Here is a 22,752-nt window from a genome sequence, read left to right as displayed (position 1 = left end):
CGGCCGTCCGTCGGCGAAGGCGCCCGTTTCCACGTTCCGGTCCGCTGTCGCGAAGGCGCGGCGGAACGGGCGCCGGACGGCTGCGACGGTACGGCTCACCGGGCGTCCTCCGTGGTGGAGTCGGGCCCGGCCAGGCCGAGTTCGTGCTCGCCGAGCGGAGCGAAGAAGCGCCGGACGTCGGCGTCGGTCACCCCGGCCGGCGTGTCGGGCGACCAGCGCGGGTTGCGGTCCTTGTCGATGACCTGGGCGCGGATGCCCTCCACCAGGTCGGGGGTGCTCAGGGCGGCGCAGGAGACGCGGTACTCCTGGTCGAGGACCCGCTCCAGCGGGCCGAGGCGCCGGGCGCGGCGCAGGGCGACCAGGGTGACCTTGAGGGCGGTCGGCGACCTGGCGAGCAGGGTCTCGGCGGCTTCCTTGGCGGCCGGATCCGGGTGAGCGAGCAGCCGGTCGGTGATCTCCTCGACCGTGCCGGCTGCGTAGCAGGGGTCGATCCACTTCCGCCGACCGGCCAACTCGCCTTCGGGGGACGGCCGCACGTGCCGGGCGAGTGCCTCGCGTACGGGCATGTCGGCGAGGTCGTCGACGAGGTGCCGGACGGCGTCGGAGGGTACGTAGTGGTCGGCGAGCCCGCAGAGCAGGGCGTCACCGGCGCCGATGTGTGCGCCGGTCAGCGCCAGATGTGTGCCCAGTTCGCCGGGGGCGTGGGCCAGCAGGTAGGTGCCGCCTACGTCCGGGACGAAGCCGATCCCGGTCTCCGGCATCGCGACCCGCGACCGTTCGGTGACGATCCGGACGCTGCCGTGCGCGGAGAGGCCGACCCCGCCGCCCATCACGATGCCGTCCATGACGGCGACGTACGGCTTGGAGTAGCGGGCGATCCGGGCGTTGAGGTGGTACTCGTCGTGCCAGAACGCCGCGGATGCGGTGCCGTCGCCGTCGCGGGCGTCGTCGTGGATGCTGCGGATGTCGCCACCCGCGCACAGGCCGCGCTCCCCGGCACCGGTGATGACCACCGTCTCCACGGCCGGGTCGCGCTCCCAGCGCCTGAGCGCCTCGTCGATGAGGCGGACCATCTCGTGGTTGAGGGCGTTGAGGACCTTCGGCCTGTTGAGGGTGATGCGGGCGGCCCGGCCGGTGGTGTGGAACAGGACGGGTCCGTCGATGCCGGTCATCCGAACGCCTCCGTCCTGCCCCGTGCCACGTGGACGTACATGATCTGTCGGTTCCTTCCGGGATCCGCTGCAGGTCTCGGACGATCTTCTCAGCCGGGGTGGCCGGGGCGGGTCGGAGGCCGCCGGTGTTGAGCGGGCGGGTCAGAGGCCGCCGGTGTTGAGCAGGCGGTTCGGAGTGCCGGAAGGGACGCCGCGCACGACACCGCGGGTGGCCGTGCGGTCGAGCCAGACGTGGACCTCCCTGGCCGTGGCGTGGGGGTGTGCCGACAGGTACAGCGCGATCACGCCGGTCGCATGCGGCGCGGCCCAGGACGTCGCGCCGCCGTCCTCCGTGGTCGTACCGCCGCCGGCGAGGGCGGCGGTCACCTTCTGGCCGGGGGCGTACAGGTCCACGCACCGGCCGTAGCCCGAGCCGTAGGAGCCGCTGTCGCTCCACGCGCGGTCGTTCGAGGTGGAGGCCGCCACGACGATGGTGCCGGGGACGCCGGCCGGGGAGTGCTTGCAGGCGTCGTCGTGGAAGTTGCCGGCCGACACCACCGTCGGGATCCCGGCGTCGACCATCTTCTTCACGGCGGACTCCAGGGCCGTGGACCGGTGGTCGAGGTTGAGCGACATGTTCACCACCGCGGGCTTCTGCGCGTGCGCGGTGACCCACTTGACCGACTTCACCAGGGCCGCCTCGGCCGCTTCCGGGGAGCCGCCGCCGTCGCTCTCGCACAGGATGCCCTGGACGCGTACGAGTTCCGCCTTGGGCGCCACCCCGTACTTCGCCCCGCCGATGACGCCCGCGACGAACGTGCCGTGGCCGGTGCCCGCCTCGCTGAAGCAGTCACCGGAGTCCTTCGGACCCACGAAGTCGGCGCCGAGACGGGCGCGTCCGCCGAACTCCTTGTGGGTGATGTCCATCCCGGTGTCGATCACGTAGACGTGCACGCCCTTGCCCGTGGCGGTGGTGGTGAGCCTTCCGTTCAGCGGCCGCGACCGCTGGTCCAGGATGTCCAGGTTCCACGGCACCTTCCGGGTGGTGGACGACGCCCCGGCCTGCGCGAGCCCGGACATCGTGCCGACGGCACCGGAAGACGCCGGCGACGAGCCGGCCGGCGCCGCGTCCCCGGCGGAGGCCGCGGACTCGTCCGTCCCGCGCGCGGGGACCTTCCCGCCGCTCTGCCCGGCCACCGTGCCGGCTGCCCCGCCGCAGGCCGAGGCCCCCAGCACCGTCGCGACGGCCACCGCCACGAGACCCGCCTTCGTCACTCTCCGCGTCACAACGCCCCCCACATCCCCGCTCCGTACACAGTCAGCGCCCAAGACGGCCCCACGAGGCGGACGGTTCCAGCGCTCTCCGGGCCGGCCGGCCCGCGCCCCCGAGGGGCGCCTCCCCGCAGGGGATCACCGCGGGCGGAGGCGGCCTGACCGGCCGGGGAGGCGGAGGTGTCACGGCCGGCCGAGGAGGTGGGAGGTGTCATGGCGGGCCGGGGAGGCGGGAGGTGTCGTGACCGCCCGGGGCTCAGGGACGGGCCCGGGCGATGAGCAGGGCGACGTCGTCCTCGCCGCCGGGCGGACGCAGCACCTCGAGGACGTGATCGCAGGTGTCTTCCAGGCTCTGGCCACGCGTCGCGGTGAGGACGTCGAGGAGGATGCCGAGCCGGGCGTCGATGGGCTCGTTCCGGGTCTCGACCAAGCCGTCGGTGTAGAGGACGAGCTGGTCACCGGGGCGGAAGGCGATGGTGCCGACCTCGAAGGGGACCCCGCCCACGCCGAGCGGTGCGCCCGTGGGCAGGTCGAGCAGTCGTGCCGCCCGGCCGGCCCGCATGAGGGCCGGTGGCAGGTGGCCGGCGAGGCAGATCTGGCAGCGGCCGCGGTGCGGGTCGTGGACGCAGTAGATGCAGGTGGTGATCGTCTGCTCGATGCCCTCGGTCAGGTGATCGAGGTGGCGCAGTGCCTCGGCGGGCTCCAGGTCGAGTTCGGCGAACGCACGGGTAGCGGTGCGGAGTTGGCCCATGGCGGCGGCGGCGTTGATGCCGTTGCCCATGACGTCCCCGACGACCAGGGCGGTCTTGTCGCCCTGGAGGGGGATGGCGTCGTACCAGTCGCCGCCGATCTCGCTCATGGCGCCGGCGGGCTGGTAGCGGCAGGCGATCTCCAGGCCGGGGACACGCGTCGCCGGCTCGGGGAGCAGGCTGCGCTGGAGGGTGAGGGCCGCGTGGCGCTGGATCCGGTATCCGCGGGCATTGTCGATGCAGACCGCGGCCCGGGCGGCCAGTTCGACGGCGAGCAGCGCGTCGTCGTCGTCGAAGGGCACCGGGTTCCGGGTGCGCTTGAGGTCGAGGGCGCCGAGCACCTCGCCCCGGGCCACGAGCGGTACGGCGAGGTAGGAGTGCACACCGGCCGCGGCCAGCAGGGAGGCGGCGTCGCCGTGGCGGGCGATGCGCCACAGATCCTGGTGGGTGACGCGGGGCACCAGTACCGGTTCGCGGGTGCGCATGCACCGGGAGATCAGGCGGTCGTCGTCGTAGGCGGTGATTTCCCCGAGCGGATCGGCCGCGCAGACCGCCTCGGTGGGGTGAGCCGCGCGGACGGCGAGCGCCCGGAACCGGGAGGGTCCCGTGTGCGCCGCGGCCCGGCCCTGCAGCGCGCTGTCGAGCACATCCACGGCGGCGACGTCGGCGAGGAGCGGTACGACGACGTCGGCCAGCTCGCGGGCGGTCGTGTCCAGGTCGAGGGTGGTGCCGACGGAGGCGGAGGCGCCGGCGATCAGTGCCAGCCGTTGCCGGGCCCGCGCCGCCTCCGCGGCGGCTCGATGACGCTCGGTGACGTCGATGACGGAGTAGGCCAGGCCGAGGACCCGGCCGCCGGAGTCCTCGAGCCGGTAGTACGAGACGGACCAGGCGTGATCGTGGTCCGGGTCGCCGGGGGGACGGCAGACGATGTCCCGGTCCACGACCGATTTGCCGGTTTCCAGGACGTGGCGCAGGCGCGCCTCGGGGTCCGTGTCCAGGAAGGTCAGCACCTCCCCGGCCGACCGGCCCAGACGCTCGGCCGCGGACTGGCCCGTGATGCGTTCGAGGGCGGGGTTGACGGCCACGTACCGCAGGTCCGAGTCCAGGATGGCCAGCCCGACCGGGGACTGGGAGACCAGCCGCATGGCCAGGGCGGCGTCCCGCTCGACCTGCTCCACGGTGGCCTGGTCCGCGGCGAGGCCGAGGGCGTAGGTGTCACCGAGGTCGTCCAGGAGCCGCATGTTGCGGAACTCCACCAGGCGGGTGCTGCCGTCCTTGTGCCGGATCGGGAAGACCCCGGCCCAGTCGGTGCCGGACTCCATGACCTCGGCGAACAGCTTGATCACTTCGTCCCGGTGTTCCTCGTGGATCGTCAGCTGGGCCGCGTACTGGCCCAGCGCCTCCGAGGCGGTGTAGCCGAACAGGTCGTCGGCGCGGGAACTCCAGAAGACGACCTGACCCTCCGCGTTCAGCACCACCGCGGCGACGCTCAGGAGATCGAGCAGACCACTGGGCGGCGCGGCGGGACCCGCCGCCGGCCGGCCGTCCCCTGCCGGGGAGGAGTCCGTCTTGCCCATGCCTCATTGTCCTTCCCGCCCGGCGCTTCGGCTCGTGCTCCACCGGCGGGCGTCCTGCCTCCATCCATGGTCGTCCAAGAACGAGGAAGCCCACACCCGGACCGGTTCGGCGGAACCGGCACCACCGTCCGTGACCATGGAAACACGGGGTGTGAAGGAGACGGCCGGAGTCCGGCGGCCCCCCGCCCGCGTTTCCGGGGTGCCGGAAACGCGGCGGCATTCGGAAGTGCCGTTCGAACGGATTAAGAAATTCGAACGGAATGGACGGCGCCCACGGCGTTTCACCGGACGTGCCGATGATTCGTTCCGCCGGGACGTGCCGATGATTCGTCCGCATCGAGCGATGCCGGGATGAAGAATCGGTACCTCAGTTGAACGGCCGTAATGTGGCTCCCCGTTCGGTGACACGGGCGAACTGCGTCTGCAACACTCATTGCTGACACCTGACCAGTGTTGCGAAGACCCGCGATTCAGCGACGGGGGAAGCGCATGGCCGCGTCACAACCACCAGGCCCGTACCGTTTGTTGCGGGCGACCGATCTCCTCGATCTTCAATTCGGCTTTCCCGGGCTGCGCTTGGAGCGTCCGCTGCTCGGCCCGCGGCGGCTCGTCCGGCAGGATCCGGCTCGACCCGCCTTTCTCGTCGTCACGTTCGGCCCACAGCATGTCGCCGAACAGGCATTCCTGGAAGTGAGCCCGGGAATTCCGGAGTCCGCGCCGCAGGCTCCCGCGTCCGGCGGTGAACCGCACAAGCCGCCGCCGGTCGCCTCCCGCATCAGCGGCCGTAGCGTGCTGGTGTTCGCCGTGGGCGCCGAGGACATCATCGAGTACACCGACCCCGGGCTCCTGACCGCGATGCGGAACCTCCCGCTGCGCGTCGTGGACGCGGCGCGTGAAGCGGACGCGGCGGCCGGTCTGCGGAACGTCGTCGCCGGCCGGCCCGCCGATGTTCTCGAGGCGCTTCGACTGGCGCGGACCGTCGCGGTACTGACCGCCCGGCACGGGCCGGACGGTCCCGCGGACGCCGGACTGCTCCCGGCCGCCTCCGTGGGGCCCGAGGCCCCGGCCTCCGGGCCCGGCCCGGAGAACCCCCTGGCGGACGCGGCGAATCCGCGGACCGGCATCGAACTGCCGTACCGGCTCCTGCTGTCACCGCCGCAGACGGCCTCCTGGACGCACACGACCGCTCCCCCGCAGCCGGACGACCGCATCGAGCTGTGGCACAGCCGGCTGCTCGCCTCCCGTGCCCGCGCGGTGTGGACCCGTGACCCGGGCTTCGACCCCGCCGACCCGCACCCGCTGCCCGCCGGCGGCAACGAGTTCACCATGGCCCTGGACCGCAAGGACCGGTCCTCGGTGGTGCACCTCACCTCCGGCACCGGTCTGCCGGACGGCTTCCGGCCCGCGCCGCTGCAGGTGGACAACCTGATGCTGTCCGCGATGGGCGGCTGGCTGGACGCGCTCGGCAGATGGGACCGTCCGCCCACCGGCTTCGACGTCACCCAGTGGCGGCACCGTGCCGCGCTGGGCCGCGACCACTACGTCCGGGTCACGTACCGCGGCAGGCTCTTCCCGTTCGGGCACCTGGCCGACCTGGTGAAGGTCACCGAGCGGAAGTTCGACCACGCGCGGCCGGACAACGCCGCCTATCTCCACCAGCGGTTCTTCATCATGGTCCGCGAACCGGTGCGCGGTTACGGGCGGCCCGGGGAGAACGAGGACCAGAAGCGGCTGCACCGGCTCTTCCCGTTCACCAGTGTCCGGCTGATCACCCTGGTCACACCGGATCTCGAAGCGCCGCAGACGATTCCGGAGCTGACCGACCCGGGCGGCGAACCCGGTGACAAGCTCGCGTTCTTCCCGGTGACCGCAAGCGAGGATCCGTTCCGGTTCCAGGTGAGCGTGGTCGATCTGGACGGCCGCACGCTGGAGTTCCGTACCCCCATGGCCTTCCTCGGCAAGCTGGTGCACGAGAACAAGGCCGACGTGCAGAAGGTCGTCGAGCACTACCAGGGGCTGGGCACGGAGCCGACGCAGGAGCCGCCGGACACGGGCCGTGCCGGCGTCGGCCGGGTCGTCGCCGACGTACGCGGGCAGGACATCGCGTACGCGCCCAGCCGGAAACCCGGCGACACCACCCTGGCGACCGGGCTACTGGTCTGGGGCGCGGCCACCGCCCCGTCGCTCCTCGACCTGGACCCGACCGACCACCCCCGCTTCCTGCCGACCGTACGCTGGGCCCGGGCCGTGGTCCCCGCGCTGAGCCGGTTCGGCACCGGATACGGCGGCGACCGGGCACGGTCGGTGTTCTACCCCGAGCCCTACGCGCGGAGCGGCTTCACCGACGCCAACAAGGGCCAGGTGTTCATCGAGCTGGCCGAACCCTTCGACCTGACCTTCCGGCACGGCGGCCAGAGCGCCGGGGCGCTCGCCCAGCCCAACTTCCCGGTCGCCGGCCTGTCCCGGCTCACCGGGCCGGTGGCCGCGAGCCCCGTCCGCCCCGCCGACGGCACCACCGCGGGCGCGGACAAGTGGGCCAGGCTCCTCCAGGGCAGGTTCAGTCCGCTCGACTACTTCGGGGAGCTGGCCGGGGCGAAACTGTTCGGGATGTTCCCGCTCGCCGAGATCATGAGCGAGACCGGCCTGGACAACCTCAAGGCACCGAACTTCTTCACCGCGACGGTCGACGCGGTCACCGGATTCCTCGGCGACCTCCGCGGGCTGCGTGATCCGCTGACCGGACTCGAGGAACAGTTCCCGGAGATCGCCGAGTCGGTCGTACGGGTGACGGATGCCGCGGCCGCCTTCACGCAGTTGCTCGTCGACTTCATCACCGGCCAGCTGGAGCAGTCGCCCGAACCCACCACCATCGAGGAAGTGGAGAACGGGTTCACCGCGTTCTCCGACGCGCTCACCGCGCTGCGCGACGCGCTGCCCGCCGCGGTGGACCTCGCCGTCCGGCAGTTGCTCAGCCGCATCGCCGAGCAGGCCGGGACCTGGGACAGCGCGGTGGGACAGGCACTCGCGCTGAAGAAGGCGGTCGAACTCGCCGCCCTCGGCGCCAAGTTGCCCGACGTCGTCAACTCCCGGCTGGAGTGGCAGCCCGACATCCATGCGTGGACCCCCGGCGCGGAGACGCCCACGACGCCCGAGGAAGCGGTCTTCTGGCCGGTGGGCAAGCTGACTCTCGCCGCCGATCTGCGCGGCTCTCTGCACCCGCAGCAGCCGCAGGCCGCGGACATCACCTGCACTCTCGGCGAGTTCGAGCTGCGCATGGTTCCGCACTTCGAAGCGGTCGTGCTGCACTTCGACGGGATCCGCTTCACCATGCGCGCCGGGCGGAAACCCGATGTGGAGGTGAAGTTCCGCGGTGTCGACTTCGTCGGGAACCTGGCGTTCGTCCAGACGCTGCGCAAGCTCATCCCCCTCGACGGCTTCAGCGACCCGCCGGCCGTCACCGTCGACGGCGGAGGCGTCCACGCCGCCTACTCGATGCAGTTGCCCAATGCGGCCGTAGGCGTGTTCAGCCTGGAGAACCTCTCGCTGAACGCCGGGTTCTCGGTGCCGTTCATCGGCGACACCCCGCTGCAGGCCGGATTCTCCTTCTGCCGGCGTGAGGCACCTTTCCGGCTGACCGTGTCGATGCTCGGCGGCGGCGGCTACTTCGGGATCGTGCTGACGCCCCAGGACATCGCCGTACTCGAAGCCGCCCTGGAGTTCGGGGCCGCGGTGTCGATGGACTTCGGGGTGGCCAGCGGCAGCCTGTCGGTGATGGCCGGCATCTACTTCCGGCTCGACCTGGCCGCCAAGTCCGTCAAACTCGTCGGCTACCTGCGGGCGCGCGGCGAGGTCGACGTCCTCGGCATCGTCTCGGCCTCCATCGAGCTGTACATGGAACTGGGCTACGAGGACGGCTACGCGGTCGGCCGGGCCAGCCTGACCATCAGCATCGAGATCGGTTTCTTCGAGGAATCGGTGACGATCCACTGCGAGAGGAGGTTCGCGGGCAGCGGGCCGCACACCGCGTTGCTCGGGGCCGAGCCCGGCCCGGCCGTCGTACCGCCGTCGTTCGCCGACCTCATGTCGCCGTACGACGATCCCACGACAGGTGCGCACATCGACCCGGTCTTCGACTACTGCACGGCCTTCGCGGGAGTGGACTGATCATGGACAGCATCCGATGGACCGTGCTTCCCGACGGAGTGGCCGACGGGGACACGGTGCGCGTGTCCGTCCTGGTCGCCCCACGGCTGACGGAGATCAGCCGGCTCGGCGACTCCGGGTACTTCGCGCACTGGCCGGAGCGGCTCGCCGGGCTGCTGCCCTCGCTGTGGCTCCGGTTCGGCACCGCGCAGGGGCCGGTGGTCAAGGACCTGCGCCCGACCGGCCGGTACCCGGGCGCCGACCCCGCCCTGTGGACGGCCCTGTTCCCCGGCGACACCTTCGTCCGCCCGCCCAAGGCGCCGCCCCCGCCGGCCGGCGCGTTCGCGGCCGAGCGGCGGACCCTGCGCTCGTACCCGGGCAAGCTGGTGCACGACGAGGTGACCGGGGTGTACCAGGCGGTCGCGGTGGACACCACGCGGAGCAGGCTCCGCCGGGAGTGGGCCCGCCAGGAGCGGCTGCTGTGCGAGGAACCGCCCACCGACCACCGCGGCTGGGAGCATCCGGCGCTGTTCCGGCTGGTCGACATGATCTCCGAGCCGGTACTGCTCCTCGGCCGCGATCCGGGGACCGGCCACGCGGCGGTGCAGGCGGCGTTGCGGGCGAGCGGCGGCGGTCCGGCGCCCCGCGCCGTCGCCGACGACGGCCGCGCACCGGTCCACATGGACCGTACGACCTCCGTGTACACCGGTGACGACAAGCGGATGCTGCCGCTGGCCGAGGCGATCCGGTTCTACGACCGGGGCAAGGCACCGGCCGCACGCGCCGCCGTGCCACAGCACCGGGTCGACTTCCACGAGGCGTGCGGCCTGCTCGGTGACTATCCGGAACTGCAGCGCAGGTTCGGTCTCGTCGTCGACGTGCAGTTCACGATGCCCGCCGCAGTGACCGGCGGGACCAGGGTCCAGGTGCACTTCGACGACCGGATCGCCGACGCCGCCCTGCTCAACGCCGAGCCCCACTGCCCCTGGACGAAGGTCAGGTACGTCCGGGGCAGTGTGTTCGAGGCGGCGAGCGACACCGCGGACGTGATCACCGGCCGGATGCTGAACCTCGGCACGCCCGAGACCTGGCACCTCACCGAACTCGACGTGGACGGGGCCGCACTCCGGCACGTCGACTACGCCCGCACCATCGACACCCTGTGGGGCTCCACGGTGCCGTCGGGCATCGGGTCGGTCGCCGACCAGGTGGTGGGCACCGGTACCCCGGCAGCCCGCGGCGGCGGGATCACCCTGCTGCACAACGACCGCGACCGGCACCTGGCCGGTCTGATCGGCGCCGACCTCGGCCGGCAGGCGGCCACCGGCGAGGTGGAACTGGCCGCCGAGCACCTGGTACGCGGCTACCGGGTGGACATCGGCACCGTCGATCCGGCCACCGGCGAGGTCACCCAGTGGCGTTCACTGCTGCGCCGCAGGGGCAGGTACACCATTCGCCGGCCTGGCCGGCAGCCCGTGCCGGTCCAGGCCGCTCCGGACGAGGGCCTGGTCCGCGGCAGCGCGGTGACCGCCGACGCCGCCGACGACCGTCAGATGTACGGACACCAGGCGGTGTTCGGCTGGGACGGGTGGAGCCTCGCGGCCCCCCGCCCCGGCCGGACCATCGGACTGGACAACCAGCCGGAGGCCCCGGCCCCACCGGTGTCGCCGGACGTCCCCCTGGACACCAAGTTCACCGCGGAGCCCGGCTCGCTGCCCGTGCTGCGCTACGGCCGGACCTACCGGATGCGGGCCAGGGTCGTCGACCTGGCGGGCAACAGCCTCCCCCACACGGCGAGCACGCCCGACACGGTACGGTCCGACGCGATCACCTACGGCCGCTGGGAACCGGTGCCGCAGCCCGTGGTGCTGCCGCTGCTGCCGTTCAGCGAGGGCGAGTCGGCGGAGCGGCTGGTCATCCGCAGCACCGTCACGGACGACGACCGGCCGGTCTCCACCGACGCCTACGTGCTGCTCCGCTCGAACGTCCCCGACCACGAGGCCCGTTCCGAGGTGGACGGCCTGGACCGGCGGTACAAGCCGGTCGCGGAACGGCACGTCGCACCGCCCAAGACCGCCCTGCACATGGCCGAGGAACACGGCGTGTTCGACGCCGCGTTCGGCGCGGACAAACCGGCGCGGCTGCGCGAACAGTACTTCGCGGCGGCCTCCCGCGAGTCCGGGTCCTTCCTGGACACCGTGGTGCGCGAGGCCGACTGGCCGCACCTCGAGCACGACCTGCTGCGCGAGGGCGAGATCCACATCGCCAAGCACGACGTCCACGACCCGCTGCCGCTCACCCGGCTGCCGCTGCCCCGGCGCGGCGCGGAACTCGAACAGGGCGAGTACGTGGTGCACAGCGGCGAACGGCTGATCCTGCCGTACCTCCCGGACGTACTGGCCGAGGGCGTCATGCTGCGCGGCCTGCCCGGAGACACCGAGAACCGCAAGATTCCGTTCCCCGGGCCGTGGCCGCAGGCGAAACCGTTCAAGGTGCGCGTCAAGGAGGGCACGGACGAGCCGCGCTGGCACGACGGCCTCCTGGAACGGGTCCTGGAGGTGTTCCTGGCCAAGGGCGAGATCGTCACCGTACGGCTCAGCTGCTACCTCAACCCGCGGAAGCTGCCGCTGCTGCGCCAGTGGAGCCTGCTGACCGCGTCCCCGTTCTGGGCGGAACTTCCCGACCAGGACAAGGAGTTCGTGACCCGGGCCAGCGCGGACGGCGAGAACTGGATGCTCACCCCGTGGGTCGAACTGACCCTCGTGCACGCCGTGGAGAAGCCCGTGCACCGGCCGGAACTCGCGGGGCTCGTCCTCCACCGCACCGCCGGGCAGAGCGCCGTCCGGGTCACCGGGCGGCTGACCAGTCACGCCGAGAGCAGCGGGCACGTCGAAGTGGACGCGCACTGGAGCGAGTGGCTGGACGACGTCACCCGGCCGGCACCCGCCCGGATCGACGGCCACACCCACCTGGAGGACATCAACCTGCGGTACACCGACGAGCTGACCGAGGTCGACCGGCGCCACGAGTTCGGTGACACCCGGCACCGCAACGTCCGCTACACGCCGACCGCCGTCACCCGGTTCCGCGAGTACTTCCACCCCAGCCTCACCGAGGACCGTGCCAACGTCACCCGCGTCGGTCCGGCCACGGACGCGCTGGCGGTGCCGAGTTCACGCCGTCCCGAGCCGCCGGTGGTGGCGTACACGGTGCCGACGTTCCGCAGGGAGCGCACCGTCGACCGCGAGCACGGCACGGTCACCCAGCTCCGCCGGCCCGGCGGGCTGCGGGTGTTCCTGAAGCGACCGTGGTTCTCCTCCGGTGACGACGAGATGCTCGCCGTGATCCTCGATCCGGGCACCACCCTGCCCGACACCTTCGCCACGCGCTGGGGCGTGGATCCCGTCTGGGGCGAGACCACTCCCCTGCCCGCCCCGGCGGCCGGGCACTTCCCGAACGCGGAACGTGCCCCCACCGGCCTGCGCCTCGCCGAATCACCGGACGCGGCACCGGTACCGGTGAACGCGGTGGCCTTCACGCCGCAGTACCACCAGGAACGGCGGCTCTGGTACGCCGACATCGACGTGGACCCGTACGGCGGCACCACGGGACCGCACCCGCACTACTTCCCGTACCTGCGGCTCGCCCTGGCCCGCTACCAGCCGTACTCGGTCGATCCGCTGCACCTTTCGACGGTGGAGCGGGCGGACTTCGCACAGCTCGTCCCGCCGCGCACCGTCACCGGTCGCCGCGAGGGCGACCGGCTCACCGTCCGGCTGACCGGCCCGGCGACGTACAACGAGCTGGGTGAGGCGGGCGGCACGGGGGTGAGCGCGGCCGCCGCGAGCCGCCGGGTCACCGTGACCCTGCAGAGCCGGGCGGCCGTCGGCGAGGACGACATGGACTGGAAGCAGGCCGGCGACCCGGTGCAGCTCACCTGCCGGTCCGACGGGAGCGGATTCGCCTGGACCGGCGGGATCGCACCGCCGGCCGGGCAGGTGCTGACCCGGTACCGGCTGCTGGTGCAGGAGCACGAGCTGTACCGCACCGACCCGGACACGGCCACCGACACCGTCACGGTGAGCGGCACGGCGGTGCCCGCCGCCCGGCGCCTGGTGCACGCCGACCACTTCGACCTGAACGTCGGCCTGCTCGGCCGTATCGACTTCGAGTTCTGATCGACTTCGAGTTCTGCTTCGAGTTCTGGGGGACGGCATGTGGGGACGATCGATGTCCGGCTGCATGATGGCGTTGCTCCTCGTGCTGGTCTGGTCCTCGCCCGCGGGCGCGGCCCCGGCGAGCCGCCTGAACGACCCGCAGCCGCACCGCGGCGGCGCCCGGATCACGATGCTCGGGGCCGACTGCACGTCCGGCTTCGCCGTGCGCAGGGAACAGGACGGCAAGCGCGCCATGGCCACCGCGGGACACTGCCCCGCGGCCCGGATCCAGGTGGAGGCCACCTCGGGCGAGTTCCGGTTCGGCACGTTCGTCAAGGCGTTCTGGGACGACGAGGTGGACGCCTCGCTGATCACCGGAACCCGGGCCAGGCCCCAGGTGTACGCACCCACCATCTGGGTCGACGGCGGCGTCCCGGGCGCGCCCGTCGCCCGCCGGGTGCTCGGCACGGCCGACGCGCCCGTCGCCGGCCAGAAGGTGTGTACGAGCGGCTCGTACACCAGGCTCGTCTGCGACATCGAGGTCACTTCGCTGACCGACGGCGAGAACTGCGAGGAGGTCCCGCCGCACCGGTGCACCCTGGGGCTGGCCGTCGGGGACAAGCCCGACCAGGACATCGCCCAGAAAGGTGACTCCGGTGCGCCCGTGTTCGTGCCGATCGACACGGTGATCGACGGGCACAGGGTGTACGGCGCGATGATCGTCGGCATGCTGCTCGGCGTGGGTACGAGCCCAGGGGGGCACCGGGACTACATCGTGTTCCACACCCTGAAGGCGGTCGAGTGCGCCCTGAGTGTCAGGGTGCTGACCACCGCCGACGCGGAGTCGGGTGACACGACACCGCCGCCGCCCCGGACGGACTGCGCACACCCTGTGCCGTGAGGCCGGGGTGCACGGGCACCGGCCAGGGCGTGGGCACGGGCACCGGCACCGGCACCGGCACCGGCACCGGCCAGGGCGTGGTCCCCGGGCGCCGGGCACGGCATGGTCATCGGGCACCGGGCACCGGGCACCGGGCACCGGGCACCGGGCAGCGGGCACCGGGCACCGGGCACCGGGCACCGGGCACCGGGCACCGGGCACCGGGCACCGGGCACCGGGCACGGCATGGTCAGTGGGGCGGGCGCGGTCAACGGGCTGGGGTGGTGGCGGGTCGGAGGCGGTCAACGGGCCGGGGTCGGTCAGCGGGCCGGGGTCGGTCAGCGGGTGGGGGTCGGGTGGCGGGCCGGGGCCGGGTGGCGGTCGTTGAGGAAGGCCCAGGCGACGGCGGCCTCGCAGGCGATACCGGTGGTGATCACGTCCTCGTCGATGCGCATGCGGGACGAGTGCAGTGACGGGGCCTCGTGCGGGTCCAGGTCCGGCGGGCACGCGCCGAGGAAGGCCAGGGCGCCGGGGACCTCCTGGAGGACGTAGGAGAAGTCCTCCGCCGTCAGCTGCGCGGTCGGCAGCACGTCCACCGCCTCGGAGCCGAGGGCCTCGGTGACGGTGCGCCGGACGAAGCCGGTGAACTCGGCGTCGTTGAGGGTGACCGGATAGCCGGACTCGATGGTCGGCTCCGCCGTCGCCCCGTGCGCGGCGGCAACGCCGTGGGCGACGCGGGCGATCGCCTCGTGCAGCCGCTGCCGGGTCGGCTCGGACAGGGTGCGCAGGGTGCCGCCGAGTTCGGCGGTGTCCGGGATGATGCCGGTGGCGGTGCCCGCGTCCAGCCGGGTCACGCTGAGGACGGCGGTGTCGTCGGCGGCCAGGGTGCGGGTGACCATCGACTGCAGCGCCAGGACGATCTCGCAGGCCACGGGCACCGGGTCGCAGGCGGTGTGCGGCGCCGAGGCGTGGCCGCCGCGCCCGCGCACGAGCACCCGGAACCGGTCGGAAGCTGCCATCTGCGGTCCGGGACGCAACCGCAGCACGCCGGCGGGCATGTTGGGGTGCACGTGCAGGGCGAAGGCGGCGTCGGCCCGGCTCCCGGAGGCCTCCAGCACCCCCTCCTCGATCATGTGCCGGGCTCCGTGATGGCTCTCCTCGCCCGGCTGGAACATGAACACCACGCGTCCCGGCAGCGTGGCGCGCCGTCCGGCGAGCAGCCGGGCCGCGCCCACCAGCATGGCCATGTGGGCGTCGTGCCCGCAGGCGTGCATCAGCCCGGGGTCGCCGGAGGCGAACGGCAGCCCGGTGTCCTCGGTCAGCGGCAGCGCGTCCATGTCGGCGCGCAGCAGGATCGTCGGGCCGTCGGCGGCTCCGGTGAGGGTCGCGGTGACGGAGGACAGGGCGCGGCCGGTGCGGATCTCCAGGCCGAGGCCGTCGAGCGCGTCGAGGATCAGGCGCTGGGTGGCGGGCAGTTCGAGACCCCGCTCCGGACCGCGGTGCAGGGCGCGGCGCAGGGCGACGGCCTCGGGGGCCAGCCGTCGCGCCTCGTCGAGCAGCGCCGGGCCGGCGGTGGCGACGGACGCCGACGGGGTGGAGGTGGGCGCCGACGGAGTGGCGGGGGACGCTGGTGGAGTGTGGGCGGGAGTCGGTGGAGTGTGGACGGGTGACGGGGTGGGGGCGGGTGCCGACGGGGTGGGGGCGGGCGCCGACGGGGCGGGGGCGGGCGCGGACGGGGCGGGGGCGGCATCCGGCGTGGCGTGCGGGTCCTGCGGCGGAGGGGTCATGCGGCCGGTCTCCTTCCCGGGCCCGGCCGATGTCCGGCGCGGCCCGCGACGGCGTCACACGAGGGGGCGGTACCCCCTCACCGTGGGGAGAGGAGGCGGTGCCCCCCTCACCGTAGGGAGGGGGCGGCCGCGGCGGCCAGCCCCCGACGGGCCCGGCACGCGGGATCAGGACAGGGCCGGGTGCCGACAGGATGACGGACGCCGCCCGCCGGCCGGCTTCCGACGCGCGGACAGGCGGCCGACCGCACGCTCGGCGTTTCGGCCATCACCCGTGCGGAGTCCGGTCCTTGTACGGCAAGGGTCGGTGCCACCCGCATGCTCCGGCGCGCGCGGGAATTCGGGGTTTCCCGTCCGACTGAAACACATGTGTTCGAAATCGGGGCCGGGTCGTTGAGCCTCACGAGCCAGCCGCACGACCGTTCAAGGGGGACCGCGTTGACTTCGGCCAGCACTCGAGGACCACCCGCTCCCGACACACCGGACACACCCCCGCTCGACACGCCCACACCCGATACGTACACGGCGGACACGCAGGCACCAGACACGGCGGACACGCACGCACCGGACACGCACACACCGGACGGCGTGAGCAGCGCGCAGAGTGAGGAGTTCCTGTACCGCGACGCGTCCCGGCTCCGGGCCGGCGCACAGATGACGACCGGGACGATGGCGCGGCGGCCGCCGGCGCTGGTCCTGCGTTCCCTGAGGATGGCCTGGCGGGCGGACCGTGCGGCCACGGTGGGGCTGCTCGCCTGTCAGGTGGGCACGGGGGCCCTCGCGGCCCTGGGGCTGCTCGCGGTCACCGGGACGATCACCGCGCTGATCTCGTCGGGCGACGTCACCGACCGGCTGTGGGAGGCGGCTCCGCAACTCGCGGTGATCGCCGCGGCCACCGGGCTGCGTGCCCTGCTGGGCGTCACGGTGACGTGGCTGACCGGGCGGCTGCGGCCGGTGCTGGCATGGGCGGCGGAGCTGACGATGGTCGAGACCGCCCTCGGCGCCGCCACAAGCTCGGCTATCGCGCCACCGGCATCGACTTCGCGCCCAGCGCCATCGCCGCGGCCCAGAACAGCCGGGCAGGTCGACTCGGTGACGGGCCGGCCTGGCGGCTCATGGACTTCACCACCGATGACATCGCGACGCTGCCGGACCCCGCATACGCCGTCGTCGCTTGTCGTCTGGTCTACCGCTGGCTGGACGACAAGCCGGCCTTCCTCGACCGCGTGCGGCATGTCCTCGCGCCCGGCGGAACCTTCTGGGTCGTCACCGAAGTGGCCGGCCGCCGCCCTGCGAGCGATCCGCGCAAGCACCTCGGGATCACCGCCGCCGAGGCGGAGACGCTCACGGCAGGCTGGTCCGTCGTCCGCACGGCGGATCTCGACGTGCTGCGCTGCTACGCCCTGCGACCTTGAACGTCCCGAGGCGGAGACCGAGTGCGCGTCAAACGCCGGCCGGGCGCCGGGCGGGGTCGTCTTACGGAGTCGTGACGTGCCGGGTATGGTCCGGTGGTCCGGGACAGGGCAGGCCTAGCGTGGGGGTATGCGTGTACTGGTCACCGGCGGTGCCGGGTTCATCGGCTCTCATGTCGTCGAGGCGCTGACGGCGCGCGGGCACGAGACTGTCGTGTTCGACGTACGAACGGATCCGGGCGCCGACGTGCGCGACCCGGCCGCGGTCGCCCAGGCCGTGGCCGGCGTGGACGCCGTCTGCCACCAGGCGGCGATGGTCGGGCTCGGGGTGGGATTCGCGGACGCGGCGGAGTACGTCTCCCGCAACGACCTCGGCACCGCCGTGCTGCTCGCCGCCATGGCCGAGGCGGGCGTACGGCATCTCGTGCTGGCCGGGTCGATGGTGGTGTACGGGGAGGGGCGGTACGAGTGCCCGCGCCACGGGGTCGTACGGCCGGGCCCGCGGGCCGTCGCCGACCTGGACGCGGGGCGGTTCGAGCCGGCCTGCCCGGTGTGCGGTGCCGACCTCGCTCCCGGGCTGGTCGGCGAGGACGCGCCCGTCGACCCACGCAACGTGTACGCCACGACCAAACTGGCCCAGGAGCATCTGGCCGCCGCCTGGGCCCGCGCGACCGGCGGGTCCGCCGTCTCGCTGCGCTACCACAACGTGTACGGGCCCCGGATGCCCCGCGACACCCCCTACGCGGGCGTCGCCTCTTTCTTCCGGTCCGCGCTCGCCCGCGGTGCGGCGCCCCGCGTGTTCGAGGACGGGCGTCAGCGGCGGGACTTCGTGCACGTGCGGGACGTGGCCGCGGCCAACGCCGTGGCGCTGGAGGCCGGTTCCGCGGCGGGCGCGCTCATCGCGTACAACACCGGCAGCGGCGAGCCGCACACGGTCGGCGAGATGGCCCACGCACTGGCCGACGCCCACGGCGGGCCCGCGCCCGTCGTCACCGGGGAGTACCGGCTCGGGGACGTACGGCACATCACGGCCGACTCCGCGCGGCTGCGAACCGAACTGGGCTGGAAGCCGGAGGTCGGCTTCGCGGAGGGCATGCGCGAGTTCGCGGCCGCCGACTGACCCGGCCCGCAGAGCCGCGGCCACGAACATGACCGCCGCGTACGGGTCTCGGTCAGCGCGGCCCCCGGAGCCTTGTGCGCAGGTTCGAATCCTGCCGGGGCAACAAGCATGAGGTGCCCAAAGACCCCGTCACCAGCCGAAACGCTGAGGCCGGGGTCTTCGCGGTGATGCACGCGAATGCAGCAGTGAGCGGCCCCAGGACGGGGTCTGTGGACTATTCGTGGACAGGATATGGGGAATCTGTCCTGGTCAGCACCGGCAAACCCGAAGGCCCTCGGGCAGGTCCAGGGGTCTGAGAGCGGCTGCCGGCCAGTTGGCCACGGTGACCACTGGCTTAGACCGTGGCCATCTTTTCCCTGGAGGGGGCTCGGCGAGGTGTCACACGATCCAAATGCACCACCACGCCGGTGTAGAGGCGGTGCACCGCTTCATCGACGCTTCGAATGAAGCCGGACTCGGCGTTGCCCCGGCTACTTCCCATTCCCTTGAACAATGACAAGCGGAAGCCGGTAATTTGGGCACTGCTGTCCTTCGGGAGCAGGTCGGCCGGCTCAGGACGGAGCCTCTCCAAGGTGCCCCGGGGGCCACCAGTGCCCCCCTCGACCAGGGTCTCGATGTGCAGGTCCGCCGGCGCTTCGGCCAACGCACGAACGAGCCGTTTCGCCCACGACAAGGGGTAGCCCTGCTCTGGTGCCGAGATCTCAATGGAGGTGCGCAGTTTGCCGGTACGGAGGTCCGCGCTGATCGCCAGAACGCCGGGCGTTCCCTCGATGCGCAGTTCCGCCTGCAGCAGCCCTTCGAGGCACAGCTGATCGGCGAGATTGCTCCGGCGTGCTGCCGGATCCGTTCCCCTCTTGGCGCGCTGGACAGGCAGTACTTTCTGCCCCAACTCACCGCCCAGCCCGAGACACACCTGACGGATCAGCCGCTCCCAGCTCTCGACGACTTCCAGCGCGCGTGCATCTCCCTGACACAAGGTCTCGTCGTCGACTCCGTTGCGTACAGGCACCCAGGCTGGGCCCATGTTCTGGAAGCCGTGGCAGCCGGAGTTATCGTGCTGCAAGTAGTGCAGAAGTTCCTGGAGGAGCCACGCATGCGCCCCGCTGCTGACGCCCTCGTGCCGGATCAGCATCTGCGCCTGGTGCGCGACTTCCGCCCACGACAGGTGCCGGAGCGCCACTTTGTGTTTGCGCCGTCCGTCGATCTTGACGTCGACGAGCGGGCTGCCGTCCAACGCGACATCGTTTGACAGCGTGATCACTGCCTCGTAGCCACGGCGTGCGGCGATGTCCATGTACGCCTGTACCTGATCGGGCTTGAGGGCGTTCCCGTTGGTCTTCGTCTCGACCAGCGCCGTCCACAGCTTCCCGGCCCGCTCGACTCGGATCACCCCGTCAGGCCGTCGCGGCGTATCGCCGTGCGGCAGTGTGACTTCGGTGAAGGTCTCCATGCGGCCCGCCGGCGCTCCGAAAGCGGCGGTGAGTCTCCTGCCCAGTTCAGGCACCTGGGCCATCACGGACAGCAGCACGGAGGTGGCCCGCATTTCACGATCCCGGTCACTCTTGAGCGCCGACACCGGGAACAGCCGGGCCTGCCTCCACGATTCATTCTCCGCCAAGGTCTTTCTGACCGCCTTGGGCAGAGTGACCTTCTTCTTCGCCGTGCGCGGTCGAGCGGCTGGCTTCTGCGGTTCGCCACCATGTTCAGGTCGCCGAGGAGACGGAACGGCCCCCAGCGATCCTTGTGATTCCGGCTCGCCGACCGGGGCCGCAGCCGTCATGTCCGCCTGATCGTCGCTCGCATCGACCTGTGCTTCCTCTGTCGACGCGTCGTCATCGATATCGACGCCGAAGTCCATGGCCAGACCAGCGAGACCAGCTTCGTAGCCCTGGCCCACAGCGCGAAACTTCCACTCTTCTCCGCGTCGATACAGCTCACCGAAGATGATCGCACTCACCGAGTCAACATCATCGACGGGAAAGTGAAGGAGATCCTCACCGGCCCCGTCGGCCAGCGACAGCCTCACGTTCTCAAGCTGCCCGAAGCGCGCTCCGTCGTAACGGCTGGCAGCCACGACTATCCGGTCGACGTCAGCCGATACCGCCGTCAAGTCGAAGCTGATCCGGTCCTCGCTCCCGTCCACCGTCGGCGTCTTGCCCAGAAGCTGCACGCTTCCGTCGGCAGCGACTGGGTTGTTGTAGAAGTAGAAGTCGGCGTCACTGCGGACCTTGCCGTTTGCGTCCAGCAGCAGGACGGAAACGTCCGCGTCGCCTTCGCCAGACGGGCTCCCCCAGCCCAGACTGACGATCAGGGACCCGACGTTCTCGCTCAAGGCCGTCAGAGCCACGTTCGAGCCCTTGCTCATTTCCCGCACAGTGCCCCCCAATTGGAACAAGCCGGATGCAAAGGCATGCCTGCCCCGGCTGCCTGGCACACGACGCTGTGTGACGCGTCGCACACAGGAAACTGTAGTACCCACAGAACTGGCCCGCAGGGACCAGCCAGATTTCAGGTGCTTCCCGTGCCCCATCTGAAGCATTTGCCCTCCGGGGCCGCGGCCGGTGTGTGCCGGGCCGGTTGTGGGGCCCGGGTGGCGGTTACGGAGCCGTCGGCAGTGTGACCTCGAAGCGGCAGCCGCCCGGGATGTTGTGCACCGAGGCCCGGCCCCGGTGGGCCTCGACGATGCCGCGCACGATGGCGAGGCCCAGGCCCGCGCCGGCCGGAGGGGTGCGGGCGTGGCTGCCGCGCCAGCCGGTGTCGAAGACGCGGGACAGGTCCTCCTCGGGGATGCCGCCGCAGCCGTCCGTGACGGAGAGGACGACCCCGTCGGGCGAGCGTTCGGCGGCGATGGCGACCGTGCCGTCGGCGGGCGTCCGCCGGATGGCGTTGACCAGCAGGTTGCCCAGGACGCGGCTCATCTCCTTGGCGTCGACCTCGACCGGCACCGGCTCCACCCGGTCGCCGACCAGGCGTACGCCGTGGGCGCGGGCGAGCGGGTCGGCTCCGGCGAGGGCGTCGCCGACGAGGTCGTAGAGGGAGATCCGGCACGGGCTCAGCGGGAGCGTGCCGGCGTGGATGCGGGAGAGTTCGAAGAGGTCGCCCACCATGTCGTTGAGGCGTTCGACCTCGGTGCGGATCTGTTTCAGATAGCGGTCGGGATCGCCGGCGACGCCGTCCTCCAGGGCCTCCGACATGGCGCGCAGGCCGGCGAGCGGGGTGCGCAGATCGTGGGAGATCCAGGCGACGAGTTCCCGGCGCGAGGTCTCGAGCATGCGTTCGCGCTGCCGGGATTCGGCGAGCCTCGCGCTGGTGGCCGCCAGCTCGCGGCTGACCTCGGCCAGTTCCGCGGTGGCCGGGGCCGCGGGCGCGGCGAAGTCGCCGCCGTCGCCGAAGGAGCGTGCCGCCATGGCGAGTTCACGGCTGCGGGCGACGACCCAGCGGCCGAGTATCAGCGCGGTCGCCAGGGAGACCACGGCGGCCATCGCGACGACCGTCGTCACCACGGTCAGGTCGTGCGGGGAGAGGAACATCGCCCACGCGACCGCGAGGGTGCCGGCGAGGACACCGCCCACGCCGACCGCCGCGACCACGGCGAGGGACAGAGTGAGCGAGCGGCGGCGCAGCAGCCGTAGCGCCGCCGCCCCGGCCAGGCCCGTGGCGGCGGCGCCGGCGAAGGCGTACAGGGCGATGAGGAGGGTGTCGCGCATGTCAGTGCTCCTCCTGCCGGCCACTGGGGTCGAAGCGGTAGCCGACGCCCCACACGGTCTGGATCAGGCGCGGCCGGGCCGGGTCGTCCTCGACCTTGCCACGCAGCCGGCGGACGTGGACCGTCACGGTGGAGAGGTCGCCGAAGTCCCAGCCCCACACCTCGCGCATCAGGTCCTCCCGGCTGTAGGCCCGGCCCGGGTGCCGCAGGAAGAACGCGAGGAGGTCGAACTCTCGCAGGGTGAGGGCGAGTTCGGCGCCGTCCTTGGTGGCGCGGCGGGCCGTGGGGTCGACGGTGAGACCGGCCGCGGCCAGCGGGCGGCTCCCGGCGCCCGGGCGGGTGCGGCGGAGCACCGACTGCACCCGCAGGACCAGTTCGCGGGGGCTGAACGGCTTGGTCACGTAGTCGTCGGCGCCGACCTCCAGGCCCAGGATGCGGTCGTCCTCGTCGCCGCGGGCGGTGAGCATGACGACGGGCACGGGGGCCCGTTCGCGCAGCCGCCGGCAGACCTCCAGACCGTCCATGCCGGGCAGCATGAGGTCGAGCACGACCAGGTCCGGCCAGTGGGCGGCGGCGCGGGTGAGGGCGGTGGGGCCGTCGTCGGCCCGGTCGACGACGTACCCGGCGCGGCCGAGGTATCCGGCGACGACCTCGGCGACGGTCGCGTCGTCGTCGACGACCAGGACGCGGCCGGTACCGGGGGCGGACGGGGGGTGGGGCGGGGCACTGCCGGGTGCGGTCCCGGCCGTGGCCTCGCCCCTCGTGGGCACGTGCGGCTGCTGCATGCTCCCAGCCTCGCAC

The 22,752-nt window shown here is 72.3% G+C and carries 13 protein-coding genes and 1 pseudogene; 6 read left to right on the top strand and 8 right to left on the bottom strand.

The window, feature by feature from the left end:
• Positions 1-95: 95 nt before the first annotated feature.
• The 4 genes from JK359_RS30125 to JK359_RS39410 form a co-directional block, all read right to left on the bottom strand.
• Complete coding sequence (locus tag JK359_RS30125) at positions 96-1,172, bottom strand: enoyl-CoA hydratase/isomerase family protein (protein WP_201842298.1); 1,077 nt, start codon at positions 1,170-1,172, stop codon at positions 96-98.
• A gap of 141 nt (positions 1,173-1,313) precedes the next feature.
• The gene (locus JK359_RS30120) at positions 1,314-2,408 is read right to left on the bottom strand and encodes a S8 family peptidase (protein WP_307788333.1); all 1,095 of its coding nucleotides are present in this window, start codon (positions 2,406-2,408) and stop codon (positions 1,314-1,316) included.
• Positions 2,409-2,679: 271 nt separating this feature from the next.
• Entirely contained in the window at positions 2,680-4,749 is a 2,070-nt protein-coding gene (locus JK359_RS30115) for a SpoIIE family protein phosphatase (RefSeq protein WP_201842294.1), read from the bottom strand.
• A 498-nt stretch (positions 4,750-5,247) separates the two neighbouring features.
• On the bottom strand, positions 5,248-5,415 hold the full coding sequence (locus JK359_RS39410) for a hypothetical protein (protein ID WP_236678674.1): 168 nt from the start codon (positions 5,413-5,415) through the stop codon (positions 5,248-5,250).
• Positions 5,416-5,439: 24 nt separating this feature from the next.
• On the opposite strand from JK359_RS39410, the gene JK359_RS30110 reads away from it, so the two are divergent.
• Genes JK359_RS30110 through JK359_RS30100 form a run of 3 tightly spaced genes read left to right on the top strand, consistent with a single transcriptional unit; the run spans position 5,440 to position 13,950 of the window.
• A complete protein-coding gene (locus JK359_RS30110) occupies positions 5,440-8,913 on the top strand; it encodes a hypothetical protein (RefSeq protein ID WP_307788331.1) in 3,474 nt (1,157 codons plus the stop codon).
• Between the two features lie 2 nt (positions 8,914-8,915).
• Positions 8,916-13,070 carry a hypothetical protein gene (locus JK359_RS30105; protein ID WP_201842290.1) on the top strand — a complete coding sequence of 1,385 codons (4,155 nt, stop codon included), beginning with the start codon at positions 8,916-8,918 and terminating at the stop codon, positions 13,068-13,070.
• 52 nt (positions 13,071-13,122) lie between these two features.
• A complete protein-coding gene (locus tag JK359_RS30100; protein ID WP_201842288.1) occupies positions 13,123-13,950 on the top strand; it encodes a chymotrypsin family serine protease in 828 nt (275 codons plus the stop codon).
• 317 nt (positions 13,951-14,267) lie between these two features.
• On the opposite strand, the gene JK359_RS30095 is transcribed toward JK359_RS30100, so the two are convergent.
• Positions 14,268-15,716, bottom strand: a complete 1,449-nt coding sequence (locus JK359_RS30095) for a M20 metallopeptidase family protein (protein WP_236678646.1) — start codon at positions 15,714-15,716, stop codon at positions 14,268-14,270.
• Between the two features lie 585 nt (positions 15,717-16,301).
• Here JK359_RS30095 and JK359_RS39405 point away from each other — a divergent pair.
• The 3 genes and pseudogenes from JK359_RS39405 to JK359_RS30080 all read left to right on the top strand — a co-directional run.
• Positions 16,302-16,742: pseudogene (locus JK359_RS39405) on the top strand (ABC transporter); the annotation flags it as partial.
• Positions 16,676-17,128, top strand: coding sequence for a class I SAM-dependent methyltransferase (locus JK359_RS30085; RefSeq protein WP_201842285.1), 453 nt, complete (start codon positions 16,676-16,678; stop codon positions 17,126-17,128). The pseudogene JK359_RS39405 and the gene JK359_RS30085, both read left to right, overlap by 67 nt.
• Positions 17,129-17,255: 127 nt before the next feature.
• Positions 17,256-18,245 carry an NAD-dependent epimerase/dehydratase family protein gene (locus JK359_RS30080; RefSeq protein WP_201842283.1) on the top strand — a complete coding sequence of 330 codons (990 nt, stop codon included), beginning with the start codon at positions 17,256-17,258 and terminating at the stop codon, positions 18,243-18,245.
• 334 nt (positions 18,246-18,579) lie between these two features.
• On the opposite strand, the gene JK359_RS30075 is transcribed toward JK359_RS30080, so the two are convergent.
• The 3 genes from JK359_RS30075 to JK359_RS30065 all read right to left on the bottom strand — a co-directional run bounded on the left by JK359_RS30075 (position 18,580) and on the right by JK359_RS30065 (position 22,736).
• Positions 18,580-20,610, bottom strand: a complete 2,031-nt coding sequence (locus tag JK359_RS30075; protein ID WP_201842281.1) for a TerD family protein — start codon at positions 20,608-20,610, stop codon at positions 18,580-18,582.
• A gap of 232 nt (positions 20,611-20,842) precedes the next feature.
• Positions 20,843-21,952 carry a sensor histidine kinase gene (locus JK359_RS30070; RefSeq protein ID WP_201842279.1) on the bottom strand — a complete coding sequence of 370 codons (1,110 nt, stop codon included), beginning with the start codon at positions 21,950-21,952 and terminating at the stop codon, positions 20,843-20,845.
• Between the two features lies 1 nt (position 21,953).
• The gene (locus JK359_RS30065; protein ID WP_236678645.1) at positions 21,954-22,736 is read right to left on the bottom strand and encodes a response regulator transcription factor; all 783 of its coding nucleotides are present in this window, start codon (positions 22,734-22,736) and stop codon (positions 21,954-21,956) included.
• Between the last annotated feature and the right edge of the window lie 16 nt (positions 22,737-22,752).

The organism is Streptomyces actinomycinicus (genome assembly GCF_016741775.1).
In the GTDB taxonomy this organism is placed as follows: domain Bacteria; phylum Actinomycetota; class Actinomycetes; order Streptomycetales; family Streptomycetaceae; genus Streptomyces; species Streptomyces actinomycinicus.
The sequence above is the reverse complement of the archived record's forward strand: the minus strand, read 5'-3'. Positions and strand labels throughout refer to the sequence as shown.

Bases quoted from the DNA above. Each gene is read 5' to 3' on its own strand.
- JK359_RS30100 (WP_201842288.1), top strand. From the start codon at position 13,123: ATGTCCGGCTGCATGATGGCGTTGCTCCTCGTGCTGGTCTGGTCCTCG.
- JK359_RS30115 (WP_201842294.1), bottom strand. From the start codon at position 4,749: ATGGGCAAGACGGACTCCTCCCCGGCAGGGGACGGCCGGCCGGCGGCG.
- JK359_RS30085 (WP_201842285.1), top strand. From the start codon at position 16,676: ATGGGCGGCGGAGCTGACGATGGTCGAGACCGCCCTCGGCGCCGCCAC.
- JK359_RS30065 (WP_236678645.1), bottom strand. From the start codon at position 22,736: ATGCAGCAGCCGCACGTGCCCACGAGGGGCGAGGCCACGGCCGGGACC.
- JK359_RS30125 (WP_201842298.1), bottom strand. From the start codon at position 1,172: ATGACCGGCATCGACGGACCCGTCCTGTTCCACACCACCGGCCGGGCC.
- JK359_RS30105 (WP_201842290.1), top strand. From the start codon at position 8,916: ATGGACAGCATCCGATGGACCGTGCTTCCCGACGGAGTGGCCGACGGG.
- JK359_RS30070 (WP_201842279.1), bottom strand. From the start codon at position 21,952: ATGCGCGACACCCTCCTCATCGCCCTGTACGCCTTCGCCGGCGCCGCC.
- JK359_RS30080 (WP_201842283.1), top strand. From the start codon at position 17,256: ATGCGTGTACTGGTCACCGGCGGTGCCGGGTTCATCGGCTCTCATGTC.
- JK359_RS30095 (WP_236678646.1), bottom strand. From the start codon at position 15,716: ATGACCCCTCCGCCGCAGGACCCGCACGCCACGCCGGATGCCGCCCCC.
- JK359_RS39410 (WP_236678674.1), bottom strand. From the start codon at position 5,415: ATGCTGTGGGCCGAACGTGACGACGAGAAAGGCGGGTCGAGCCGGATC.
- JK359_RS30075 (WP_201842281.1), bottom strand. From the start codon at position 20,610: ATGAGCAAGGGCTCGAACGTGGCTCTGACGGCCTTGAGCGAGAACGTC.